The sequence below is a fragment of the Gardnerella sp. KA00127 genome, assembly GCF_049244125.1.
GTDB lineage: Bacteria > Actinomycetota > Actinomycetes > Actinomycetales > Bifidobacteriaceae > Bifidobacterium > Bifidobacterium swidsinskii.
On the sequence record NZ_CP058377.1, the window covers coordinates 479,713 to 492,913 of the forward strand.

The following is a 13,201-nucleotide window of genomic DNA, read 5'->3' on the forward strand; positions in this document are numbered from 1 at the left end:
ATATTATGCCTTACTATTAGGTGCTTCTTCAACTTGAGGAGCACCATTAATATCGCGGTGAATACCTTGCATTTGTGTTTCAATATTTTGCAAGCTATGCGCGCAATCGAGCAAAGTTTGAGAGTGCTCAGCCAACTTTGCATCCGGCAAACCGGCTTTGTATCTTAAAGCGTGCTCCAAGCTAGCCCAATAATCCATAGCAATAGTTCGGAATTGCACTTCAACTGGCGTGTAGTGTGCTCCAGAAGACAAGAACACAGGAACTGCATAAATTACGTGCAAACTGCGGTATCCATTAGGTTTTGGATTCTTAATATAATCCTTAACTTGCAATACTTGAATGTCTGTTTGTTTAGAAAGATATTGCGCTACAGAATACACATCGTCGCAGTAGTTGCAAATTACGCGAATTCCAGCTACGTCGAAAAGATTATCGCGTATAGAGCGTGTGGAAATATCTAGATGACGCCTTTGCAGTTTCTCAAAAATTGAGTGTACTGATTTAAGACGACGCTCCATGTGATGAATTGGGTCGTGAGAGAACCGCACCTGAAATTCGCTATCTAGAATCTCGAGCTTTGTACTTATTTCGTACATTGCTCCTTCGTAAATTTGCATCATGTTTACAAATTCGTCGATTTGGTCTTCAGGAAGCATAAGCGAATTAGTTTTGCCGCATTGGGAGCAATTTTGTTGGTTTTTTGTATTGTCAACATTGCTGCTAACGTTGCTGCTTTCATTAGCTGCTTCGTTGCTATGAAGACGCGCATAGAGTTCTGCTGCGTTTACGCGGTTATGACGATCAAGTATCACGTCTTTTAATAATACTATAAAAACTGCTAAACGTCTGGGAGTGCGTATGTAAATGTAATATTCTTTGCAAAGCGTGATATAAATATCTTAGGTAATTGAGCGCAAGCAAAATCTAGCAAAGTATTTTGACGAGGAGTGTATTTTGTCTGAAAATAAGCAGGATAATATTCCTAAAGTAATTTCAATAGTTGGTCCTACGGCTTCAGGCAAAACTAGTCTTGGTATTGCGCTTGCGAAAAAATTAGCTGAGCGTGGGATTCGTGCGGAAATCATCAACGCAGACGCGTATCAAATGTATCGTTACATGGATATTGGCACGGCTAAGGCGAGTGCGCAGGAGCAGGCGGAAGTACCACACCATTTGCTTGACATAATTGATCCTGAAGAAACGATGACGGTTGCGCGATTTCAAGTTTTGGCCAGACAGTGTATTAGTGAGTTGCAATCGCGTGGTGTGAGGCCGATTTTAGTTGGAGGATCGGGATTGTATGCTCGTGCTGCTGTGGATGATATTACATTTCCAGGCACGGATGAGTCTATTCGTGCAGCTTTGGAGGAGCGCGAGCACAAAGAGGGAGCGAGTGCGCTGTTTGATGAGTTGCAACAAAAGGATCCGGTTGCTGCGGCTCATATGGATGCGCGCAATCCGCGACGTACAATTCGCGCGCTTGAAGTGATTGAGCTTACGGGAAAGCCTTATTCCGCAACGCTTCCGAAGTATAAGTATGTGATTGATTGCGTGCAAATTGGCTTAGATTTGCGTCGTGAAGATTTAGATAAGCGCGTGGATTTACGTACGCAAATTATGCGTGAGCAGGGTTTTGTGGATGAGGTGCGCGCGATTCGAGGGCGATTGGGTGTGACTGCATCTCGTGCTCTTGGCTACCAGCAGATTATGGATTATTTGGATGGCGTGTGGAGAGAGGATGAGGCTTTTGCGGATATTGCACAAAAAACTCGACGACTTGCACGCAAACAAATGGGTTGGTTTGGTAGGGATGCTCGCATCCACTGGTTGGACGCGTTGCGACCGGATCTTGCGGAAGCTGCGCTCGCGATTGTTGATGCTGCGGATGCGGGGGAGTTTGATTGCAATAGTTCTGATGCTACTGAGCACGCTACTCAGCACCATCTCGGAGATGCTTTCGAAGCTTAACTTAAATCTTGGAAACATTGGGATTTACTACAAAAAACGCCACTGTTTTAGCAGTGGCGTTATTGCGTTTGTGGAGTCGCGGGGAATTGAACCCCGGTCCGGTGACCGTACCCTCGGTCTTCTACGTGCGTAGTCTGCTGGCCGCACGGCAGTTTTTCTGCCCCCATGTTATAGCAGACAATTCATGGCGAGCATATCTACAGTAAAAGTCCCTGAATTGCCCTGCAGCCCAGCAATTCAAGCAAGTCTTCTCATGACGTTCAGCACCACTCCGAAGACGTGAGTGGGTGGACGGAGCAGCTGCTCACTGGTTAATCCTGGCGCGAAGCTCAGGCAGCGAGAGCGAACTCAGTGCGATTAGATTTAGCACTTATTCTTTTGCGAAAGGACGTTTACGAGTGGACTTCCGCATTCTCGGCACGCTTCCCCGCGGCGAACAGATCGCCGTCGAAACCGATCGACCCCTTTTGATTTTTCAAACAATTGTTGCTCTAGAGCACACATTTCTACATTGTATCATATTTTAACGTTACGAACTGCTTGAGCACTTATTCCTCACGGCATAGTCGTTCGGGTGATTTTTTTTTGGGGGGGGGGGGTATTGATTAGTATATTATTAGTTAGGTGATTTTATTTGCCAAGCGTAAATATGAGTTGTAGTTGATTTGTAATGAATAAAAGATTATAACAAAATGTTTATTTTATGCCCATATACTGTATTCATGTATAGTACATATGAAGATTTATAAGTATGCGTGGTCTACTTGAAATTGGTTGGAGTGAGGAGAAATAATGGCAGAGCGTAAAGATTTACACGGTGATGTGGCACCAAGAAGAACACTTCGTAAGGCTCATGCGGTGAAGCGTTCTCGTGCTTTGCATAAGGGAGTTGCTGGAGTTGCTGTTGCTTCAACTTTGGCAATGATGCTGCCATCTGTTGTAGCTTCCGCGCTTCAGCCTACTCAAAAAGATATTATCGATGCGTCTAATATGACGCAAAAAATGGGCAAAGGTAAGCCTGATGTAGAAGAATTGAACATGCAGCGTTGGGGTGCTGGCGTACTCAATAAGGGTGCACAAATTCAAAAGTTTGTAGAGCTTGCGCGGCATGATGCACAAATGCAAAAGTTGCGTGAAGCACAACAGCGTGAGATTGAGCAGCGTGAAATAAGTAAGAGTGAAGCAAAACAGCACGAATCGCAACAACAAGAAGCACAACAGCGCGAAATTGACTCGCAGTTAGGCAGTTCTTCAGAACAGGTTAATTTCGGACATTCTTATGAGACTATTGAGAACGCTCAGAATGCACGTGTTTTGCAGAATGCGAAGAATTTGCAAAATGCGAAGAATATTGAGTCTGCAAATTCTAATAAAGCTTCTAATAGTGTTCAGTCTGCTACGCATACAAATATTTCTGAGATTAAAAATGCAACTTCAGGTTCAGAGGCAAATGTTACTGAAAATACGGTAAATGCCGTTGGATCTGTTGTATCTGCTGCAGTAAGTGCGCCTGCGCCAGTGCAGAATACAAGCGCACAATCTTCAAGCACTCACGCAGAAAATGCTCCTGCATTAAGTAATGCAAATGCGCCAAAGGGGCGTGTTCGTAGGTCTGTTGAGAGCGGCGATGGTGCTTCCGACGGGAATAGTGTAACTACTACAACAAGTGCGCCTGCAACCTCGACTGCACCGTCTGCAAATAATGCGTCTGCAGCTCCGACTGCGAACACTGTAGATAATACGACTGCACCGTCTGCTCCTGCACCTTCAACAGGTACAGCGTCTAACGCTGGTGCTGGAACTACAGCGAACCCAAGTACAGAAAATACAACTGCACAAGGTGCAAATGCAAACGTCTCAGGCGAAGAGAAAAGCACTACGCCTGCTTCGAACAATGAGCATCCTTCACCTGCTTCTACATCGAACGCTGGCACAACAACTAATAACGCAGCAACTGATCCAAACAGCCAGGTAATTAAGCCGAATGAGCAGCATCCAACTGCTGAAAACACAGAGCAAGCCAACGAACAGGTACAAACCGACAAAAAGCCAAAAGCTACGTATAATTTGCAAATTCGCTATACGATTGGCGGAGCTGCGAATAAGCAGCTTGTGCAGCCGTATGAGCTTACAATTGATCAAGAAGACTTCGATAATCTAGGCAAAGATGGCAAGTACGAGTACATTGAGCTTCCAAAGGCTGCTGGATACCGCCCATCTGTATATCATTCAGGCACATACCAGTACTACATTAAAAACGATAAAAACGAGTTCGTTATTGACGACGGTACGAATGCGGACGCTGTTCGTTACTTGCGTCTAGACAAAAATCTTATTAAAGAATACGCTGTAAAGAAAAGGCAGGCTGTTGGAGGCAATAACGGCGCTCAAGCTCCGCAAACTTCGTCATCTCAAACAACGACAACTACGCAATCTTCATCGTCTGCTCAGCCACAAGCAAAAGACGGCATTCAGTACTACGGCGAGTTGAATATCAACTACGCTCCTAAAACAGCTAAGTACTATGTGCGTCACTTGGTGCAGGATCTTAAGGATAAGGATAACTTTATCGATGCTCCTAATTTGGGTATAGGTAAAGTAATTACTGTAACGCATAAGGATGGCACTACTGAAAAAATACACGTTACGGAGATTACGGGCACAGTTGGCTCGGATGTAACAGCTGTTTCAACGTACATCCCAGGCTATGAACCGGAGCATAATCTTATTAGCTCGCCGCTTTCGGATTCTGAAGATGAAAAAGACAAGCTAGTTTTGAACCTTCGCTACTACCGTAAAGCGTATGAAGTTACGTACGATTCTGATGGCGGCACGGATGTTACTGCTCAAAAAGTGTATTACCAGCAAGATGTGCCACAAGTTACGAACCCAACTAGGCGCGGTTACACTTTTAAAGGATGGTCTTTAGTAGATCCTAGCAAAGAGAGTGATCCGCTTTATGCTGAGAATACTATTGTTTCTCTTGATGACTACAAGATGCCGGATCACAATGTGCAATTCCGCGCTAATTGGGAAGCGAACAATACTACTAGCTACCGCGTGAACGTGTGGGTGCAAAAAGCTGATTTGGTTGATAAAGAGCATCCGGATTCGCTTGCAAACTACGACTTTGTTGGTCTTGTTGAGCGCAAGAATGTGAAGACAGACAGTGAAGTTGCGCTTAATAAAATGGATGATGCCGGCGTTATTAAGGACGCTAATGCTCTTAATGGAACAAGCGCGGATGATTATGTAAGTGCCCCAGAGCTTGGCTTAACTAAAGAAGAGCTGCAGGGAAAAGATTCTGACCATAAAACTGGCTTAATTTCAAAGTTCAACTGGATGAACGATACGCCTGTAACAAGCTTAGGAGAGTATGATACTAAGAATCCTGGTGACGCTAAAAACAAAGGCAAGGATTTATTTACGCGCTACTTCCATGTGAATAAGGATCTTACTAAAAAGCTTAACAGTGCTGAATATGATCTTGTGCCTGACCGCCCAGATTTAGGCAAACGCAGTAAATCGCAGCTTTGCGCGAACGACTTAAACAACACTCTTAACTTAGTTTACGACCGCAATACTTACGAGCTTATTTTTGCTAAGCCTGCTGGTATAAAAAATGATAGCTTAAACAATGCTGCTATAAAAAGAAAAGACGAAAACGGCAAAACAACTATTTATTGCTATGCTGGCGGCGGCAATTGCTCAGATGAGTATGATGACAAAAACGAAGATGACAGCGGTAATGCAATTAACCATAAAGGTTACCGCGTAAATGTTCGTTACGGTCAAAGGCTTACTGATATTTGGCCTGATGTAAATGAATTAGATTTTAATAAAGAAAACACAGGCTCTTTAGGTTGGACACTTGGATATGCAGGAGATGATAGACGTTGCTATCGTGACACTCCTCCGTATCGTTTTACTAAAAAAGAATTCGCTGACCCTAGTTTGCGTGTTGATCTTAAGAATGGTGCTGGCATAGCACCTAGAATTAGCGATGACCCTTCGAATCCTAGTGCACAGCAATACGAGCTAAAAGATAATCAGCGTCTGCTTACTGCTGATATCAGTAGTAAAAGTGCGCCTATACAGGTGATTATTAGGAAGCAAAGTATTGCGTCTGCTAAAAACGGTGGCGATGATATAGGCGACAATGATTATGAGCTTTCAACTGATTCATATAGCAAAGATGATACTGACAATTCGGGTTATTTATATACAGCTCCATCTATTGCAGGTTTTAATCCTGCTGATGGTTATGATAAGACAAAAGTTGGTGATTCGTTAGATCCATTCGACTTTGAAGATAATCGGGAAGAGTGGTATAACGAATCTCATGGTCATGGGAATTGGGATGATTTAAGTGATGATGAGAAGAATGCTTTTGCTAAAAAGTATCATTTAGCATTTCGAAAGTATAGGGGCGTTCCAGTAGATGAACAAGAAGATTATTCTGGTGATGCAACTGAATTTGAAACTAACAAACTACTTGAATTTAGGTACAACCGCAAGTCGTACGATGTGCAGTTTTATAATGCGGATGGCAATGCTATAAAGGACGGCAATGGCTCTGCTAAAGAGAGCCTGCCGTTCGAGTATAGCTTGACTAAGCGCGGCAAAAAAGATTTGACGGGCGAAGACAAAGATTTATACGGAAACGATACATCTTATGATGCTTCTGTAACTAAAGATGGTGGTGATAACACCGCAACTCAGTTCGATGGCAAGTACACATTCACACTTAACGGCAAGACTTACTCCATCGTTCGTCCTGAAAATTTGCCAAAAGACTACGTGTTTAAAGGCTGGGCTGTTGATCAGGCTGGTACTCAGTTTATAAATGGCGAAAACAAAGATATTACAATGCCAGTCAACGGCATTAAGCTTTACGCTGCCTGGGGTAAGCCAACTAATATTAAGCACACTGTGACGCTTGACTACCATATGCCTGGAACTGACGAAAACGGCAATACTATCCAAGATGTAGTTAAGAAAAAAGAGTTCGCTCGCTACAATGTTATTGACGAAAAGAATGATATAAAGGTTCCAACGCGTAAGGGCTACGACTTCTACGGTTGGGAAATTACTAAGAACGGCAAAACTTTGCCGTACGCTTTTGGCAATAAAGTAGTAGAAGATATAAAGCTTGATGCAGTGTGGGTTAGGGATACTCGCTACAACGGTACTTTTAAGCACATATTCTTAAAGCCAGGGTACACGTTTGCTGACTATAACAAAGAGGGTCTTTCAGACGCAGAAAAAGCCGCGATGGTTGACCACGTTTCTACTCAAACGGTTTCAGGTTTGCGCGAGCATTTGCGCTACAATGCTGAAGCAGTCTACAGTGACGAAACGCACTTCCCAGATAAGCATTTCACGAGCTTTGAAGCTTCGAGTGATGAGAGTCAGAATACTGGCGAGTTTATTTACCAAACGTACAATACGCGCAAGTATAAGGTAAAGTATATTGATCAAAACGGCAAGGAGCTTCTTCCAGAAAGCGAAGTCAGCTCTGTAAATAGAAACTATGACGTAGCATTCTATAAGCCGATTGAAGGCTTTATGCCGGAAACTACGCAGAAGAATATTATTTATACTACTGATAGCGAAGGTAAGCAGACTAACGGTATCCCTACAATCACCTTCAAGTATAAAGACGTTCGCGTGCTTAAGCGCCAGGACGATAATCAGTATCGCCCAACCAACTACACGCGCTACGTGTTCAAAGTGGATGATAAGCAAGGCTCTATGGGTAGCGTTGTTGACTGGCAAAATAATAGTGTAGCTGACGGCTCTGCTCTTGTGTACGACGCAATTAAGGGCACGAAGGCATACCAGATGCCACTTCCAACAGTGAAAGCAAAGCCTGGATTTGAGTTTGTTGGTTGGACTTCAAAAGTCGGTTCGTCTGAAGTTGGCTCGCATACGCTTCAGTATGCTGATGGCGTAAGTCGCTTGCCGATTCGCTCCGAAGAGCAGAACAGTCCTGAGGTAATTTACACTGCTAAATTCAAGCTAAAAGCTCCTGTTGCTGCAGCTCCGCAAGTGCTTAAGCCAACTGAGAATATTAGTATTGCAAATAGTGATGATGCTAAGAAGCTTATAACGAATGCTGGTGATTATCCAGATGGTGCTAAGTTCAGCTTTGCTGATGGTGAAAAGTTTGACAACACTCCAGGCTTGCACAAGATTAAAGTGCAAGTGAAGCTTGGTGATAACAGTGCTGAAGCTGAAGTGCTGTACCGCGTGCTGCCAGATTTGGTGTACGCAAGCGATTGGGATAAGTTTAAGACTAGCAACTACGGCAAAGCGCATATTGACGAGTATGCGCCGATTACTTTTACCGGCAAGAATGATGAAGGCACTATTGTTGGTCACGATGGAGATAATGCTAATCATCCTGCTGGCGGAGAAACTACTCTTACTGCGTACGTTTATAAGGGTAAGGAAGTTAGAATCCGCGTGCCGCAAGCCTTCGGTAAGGATCACGGTCAAGATAATTACTACTATGTGTTCAAGGGCTGGGCAACGGAAGTCGTAAAGCCTACTGCCGAGACGCCTAAGCCAGAGCAGAAGTTTGATATAGATTCTGAAAGCCGTTATAAAGATATTACGGTGAAAGTTGATGCTGGCAAAACTTACACCGCTGTTTACAAGAAGATTGAATACTTCTCTAGCACTTCTGACGGTGGTGAAGTTCCTAAGGATGCTGTAGTCGCAATCTTCAAGCCTGCTCCAGGGCGATTGTGGAAGGATGGCACAAGCGGCCCTAAAGTGTTCTACGTAAAGAAGGGCACTGATCTTGAGAAGATTACAAAAGAAGGAAGTGGCGCATTAGCTTGGCTTAATGATCAGCTAACTGGCGCTAAGGGAACTTGGTCTCGAAGCAGCATGCTTAACGATGGTAAGAAGGTTGATTCAATTCCAAATGTCGCTGACTCTGACAACAAGTGGAAAGTCAACGAGCCATTCCAAGAGTTCGTTGCAGATCAAACTCCTTGGACAGAGCCAACAGTGCAGGCTGATTACTTGGTTGCTGTGCAAGGTAAGGAAGATTCGCTTCCGAAGTTAACCGATTTTATAACTAATATGCCTCAACTCAAAGCAGATGCTGCTATGAATAATGGTGTAGAAGACATAAAAGTCGAATATGATTTACCAACTGAAGCTGAACAAAATACATTAAAGCAGAAGATGCTTAAGAAACCTGCTTTGTACACTGTTCCTTTGAAAGTTACAGTTAAGTATAAGGATGCAGCAGATTACAAGACTTATAGACTTGTAGGACGCTTAAAGGTGATTTACCAGCTGATGTACGATAAGAGCCTACCGAAGAATGAGGCAGGTACTCAGCCTGGTACTACTACTGAAACTACTCTTACTGGTGTTGCAGCAGAGCGTGACCTTGTTCTCAATCAAGAGAAGTATGTTAAGGTCAACTTTATAAATGCCAATCAAGTTGATCATAAAGATCAGGGCAGCCTTGATAAAGATGCTACTAAGCTGTACTACGTTCTTAAAGACGATGTTACGGGCGTAAAAGCTCCACAAGCTGTTGGAAGTGATTATGACGCTGATGGATACCATTACGTGTTCAAAGGTTGGAGGAAGCTTGAGAATTTTGTTGATAATGATAATTCTGATGCTCGTTCGCGTGCAAAAAGAAGCTTAGTAAATCAATCTACAATTCCTGTCACTACTTTGATGGTAAGTGAACCAGCATCTGCAACTAGCGTTGATGTGCAAAACGCGAATGGTGAAAAGTTGTTAACGAATGATGAGATTCGTAAATTAAAGTACTCTGAAAATACTACATATCAAGCAGTGTATGAAAAGGTGATGAACATCATCGACGCGAAGAGTAATGAGAAAATTCCAGATAACTACGTGCCGTATGTGTTCTTACCAGCTTTCGGAAGGAAGTGGGATGATGGCTCATACAAACCGAAAGTTATCTACTTTAAGTCCGATAGTGCTACATATGAAAATGACGTTAATAATAAAACTAATGAGTTAAAGCAACAGCTTAAGGGCTTTAGCAAGTGGGAAGTTTATGATGCAGGCAACAAGCCTGTTCCGTCAACTGACACAAATAAGAATAGACAAATTCGCGTATATGTTGCAAATCAGATTGCTGATATGCCTGTGAATGTATCTCAGTTTGTTAAGAGTGTTGGAGATGAAGTTCCTGCTCCTGATGAGCTTGTGTCTGGTGTTGATCCTAATAACCTAGAGATTGCGGGCATGCACGGTGCTGGTGTAGTTTATTCTTCCGGTGCAAATTCTGTTCGAATTGCGAAGCCTGGAATTACTACCGTTAGAGTGAAGGTTGAAACATCTGATCCAAATAAGAAGGGTGCAAAGATAGTACGTTATGAAAATGTACCTATTCAAGTGCTTCCGAATGTGATTGCAGAGCGAGATTTGCCTTCAGCTGGCAGCCAAGCAGGAAAGTTCATTTTAGAAAACTATACAAAGGTAACGTATGTAGCTGGCAATGGCGGAACTATGCAGTCACCAATGCATACATACTGGGTGCGTAAAGATAGAATGTCTGAAATAAAGAATTATATTCCAGACGTTCTTGCTAACAAAGGTTACATATTCAAGAATTGGGATGAAGTATCTTACTCTAAACATATTGATACCATCTATAACAGTGCTGATAACCACAAATCAACTGATATTGAGCGTGAAACATTAGCTAAGATTGCTGAACGCTATGGCATGTCGTTTACAGCTAATGTAATCCGCAAATCTAAGAATTCTACATTTGCGGCTATAAAGAATATTCTTGCTGAAGCTATAAATAACGAGAATATGAGTTATGAAGCAAGTCGTAATAGATTGGCTATTGTTGCTGAAACATTAGGAAAGTCATATACGGCAAAAATAATTCGTAATTCACAACACTCAACTATTGAAGCTTTGAAGAATTTACTTGTGCAAGCTGGTATTACTGACGCTGATATTGCAATGGTATTCCCAGAAACTGAAACCATTATTACTGCAAACTTCGAGAAGATGGCTCCTATGAAGTTTAAGTTTAGTGGTTCTGCTCGCGAGGGTGTTTTAACGAACTTCAGATTGCAAAACATGACTGAAGGAGATGTTAATAACACAACGGTTACAGTAGACGGCAAGAAAGTAACTATTAACGAGTTAGTTGCTCAAGGCTTAACTTCTGTAAACGGCATTAACGCAAATTGCGCTGGTACTGAATGCAAGATTTCTGGCACGCCTAAGATTGTTGACGGCAAGCCGAAAGTTGAGCTAACGTTTACTACTACCGACAAGTATGGTCGCGAAGCGGAAATTACTGTTGAAATTGATGTGATTTCTGAGAGCAAACCTGCTCCAACGCCTGAACAAGCTATTCCTTCTCTTGATTCTTATACTTCATATGACGTAACTATTGAGAATGAAAAGAAGCAAGAAAAGGATGTAAAAGAAACTGCTGAAGCAAAGCCGGAATTAGCTAAAACTGGTAGCAATACGGTTTCTTCTGCATCCGCTGGTATTTTGTCGGCAGCAATCGCAGCAATTGGTCTCGCGGTTGTAAAGACTGGCAAACACCATCGCAAGCGTCGCAATAATAAATAATTTATTTAAATTTGGAGCGTTTGAATTTTTCATGCGCTCCATTTTTATGCGGATTATAAGCGCGTCGAGGGTGGTGACTAGAATTGCGAAGGTTCCGGTTCACGCTTAGCTATTGGGGCTTTGCGACCCGGGTCGCCCGAATTCCATAGGAGACATTATGAAGCAGGGTATTCATCCCGACTATCACGCAGTGCAGGTTACCTGCTCTTGCGGAAGCACTTTCGTAACTCGTTCTACCGCTGATGGCGATCACATGACGGTTGACGTGTGCTCAAAGTGCCACCCATTCTATACCGGCAAGCAGAAGATTCTCGACACCGGCGGTCGCGTGGCTCGCTTCGAGAAGCGCTACGGTAAGAAGACTAAGTAGCTTTTGTGACGCCAGCCCTGCTTTCGTGTAACTCGCGGAATCGGGGCTGGCGTTTTATGTGCTAAACATGTGTGTTTAATATTTAACATTTAAATTTTTGATTTACAATCCGCGTTAAGCGTGACTACAAAGGAATATGATGGCTGAGTCAGTAGAGGAACAATTCCCGGCAGCAGTTACCGCGTTAGAAGAGTATCGCGATATTGAAAGTCGTATGGGAAGCCCGGAAGTTGCGTCAAATCCGGATGCTATTCGTAAGCTCGGTCGTAGGCACGCAGAACTTGGATCAATCGTAAACGCTTACCTAAATTACAAACAGCTTTGCGACGACTTTGAAGCCGCAAACGAAATGGCAAGCGATGACCCAGATTTTGCTGAAGAAGCTAAGCGCTTAGAAGAGCAGATTCCAGCAGCAAAAGAAAAGCTTCGCACTGCATTAATTCCTAGGGATCCGGATGATGCGCGCGATATGATTATGGAAATTAAAGCTGGCACAGGCGGCGAAGAAGCGGCTTTGTTTGCTGGCGATTTATTGCGTATGTACATGCGTTACGCGGAAAAGCGCGGATGGACTACCGTAATCCAAAGCGAAAATTCAACGGAACTTGGCGGCGTAAAAGACGTGCAGCTTGCGATTCGAGCAAAAGGTACGCCTGCTCCAGAAGATGGCGTGTGGGCAAGCATGAAGTATGAGGGCGGAGTGCATCGCGTGCAGCGAATCCCAGTTACGGAATCGCAGGGACGTATTCAAACTTCCGCAGCTGGCGTAATCGTGTTCCCAGAAGCAGACGAAGATGACGACGAAATCGAAATCGATCCAAAAGATTTGAAGATCGACATTTTCATGAGCTCCGGCCCTGGTGGACAGTCCGTGAACACTACTTATTCCGCGGTCCGCATGACGCATATTCCAACCGGAATTGTTGTTAGCATGCAAGACGAAAAATCGCAGATTCAAAACCGTGCGGCAGCCCTTCGCGTGTTAAAGTCTCGTTTGCTTGCCATGAAGCACGAGCAGGAGGCAGCAGAAGCGGCGGATATGCGCCACTCACAGGTGCGTTCACTCGACCGCTCTGAGCGAATCCGCACGTACAATTTCCCAGAAAATCGTATTGTGGATCATCGCACGAATTACAAGGCTTACAATCTTGATCAGGTTCTTGACGGCGATTTGCAGCCTGTTATCGACAGTGATATTCAGGCGGATGAAGCTGACCGCTTAGCGCAAGCCAAGTAAGTCAAGTAAAATTACT

The 13,201-nt window shown here is 43.6% G+C and carries 5 protein-coding genes and 1 other RNA gene; 4 read left to right on the forward strand and 2 right to left on the reverse strand.

Translation table 11 applies throughout. From position 1 onward, the window contains the following. Nucleotides 1-3: 3 nt before the first annotated feature. The gene (locus HXT48_RS01745; protein ID WP_004108491.1) at nucleotides 4-813 is read right to left on the reverse strand and encodes a GTP pyrophosphokinase; all 810 of its coding nucleotides are present in this window, start codon (nucleotides 811-813) and stop codon (nucleotides 4-6) included. Between the two features lie 142 nt (nucleotides 814-955). On the opposite strand from HXT48_RS01745, the gene miaA reads away from it, so the two are divergent. Continuing rightward, a complete protein-coding gene (miaA, locus tag HXT48_RS01750) occupies nucleotides 956-1,969 on the forward strand; it encodes a tRNA (adenosine(37)-N6)-dimethylallyltransferase MiaA (RefSeq protein ID WP_012914393.1) in 1,014 nt (337 codons plus the stop codon). A 68-nt stretch (nucleotides 1,970-2,037) separates the two neighbouring features. Here the strand turns inward: miaA and ssrA are convergent. Next, nucleotides 2,038-2,434, reverse strand: a transfer-messenger RNA (tmRNA) gene (gene ssrA / locus HXT48_RS01755). Between the two features lie 327 nt (nucleotides 2,435-2,761). Between ssrA and HXT48_RS01760 the strand changes: the two genes are divergently transcribed. The 3 genes from HXT48_RS01760 to prfA all read left to right on the forward strand — a co-directional run bounded on the left by HXT48_RS01760 (nucleotide 2,762) and on the right by prfA (nucleotide 13,185). Beyond that, complete coding sequence (locus tag HXT48_RS01760) at nucleotides 2,762-11,578, forward strand: InlB B-repeat-containing protein (RefSeq protein WP_421793122.1); 8,817 nt, start codon at nucleotides 2,762-2,764, stop codon at nucleotides 11,576-11,578. Nucleotides 11,579-11,735: 157 nt separating this feature from the next. Then, nucleotides 11,736-11,948: a 50S ribosomal protein L31 gene (gene rpmE, locus HXT48_RS01765; RefSeq protein ID WP_004118797.1), complete on the forward strand. Its 213-nt coding sequence runs from the start codon at nucleotides 11,736-11,738 to the stop codon at nucleotides 11,946-11,948. 139 nt (nucleotides 11,949-12,087) lie between these two features. Further along, on the forward strand, nucleotides 12,088-13,185 hold the full coding sequence (prfA, locus tag HXT48_RS01770) for a peptide chain release factor 1 (RefSeq protein WP_012914392.1): 1,098 nt from the start codon (nucleotides 12,088-12,090) through the stop codon (nucleotides 13,183-13,185). Nucleotides 13,186-13,201: the final 16 nt, after the last annotated feature.

Bases quoted from the DNA above. Each gene is read 5' to 3' on its own strand.
- rpmE (WP_004118797.1), top strand. From the start codon at position 11,736: ATGAAGCAGGGTATTCATCCCGACTATCACGCAGTGCAGGTTACCTGC.
- prfA (WP_012914392.1), top strand. From the start codon at position 12,088: ATGGCTGAGTCAGTAGAGGAACAATTCCCGGCAGCAGTTACCGCGTTA.
- HXT48_RS01760 (WP_421793122.1), top strand. From the start codon at position 2,762: ATGGCAGAGCGTAAAGATTTACACGGTGATGTGGCACCAAGAAGAACA.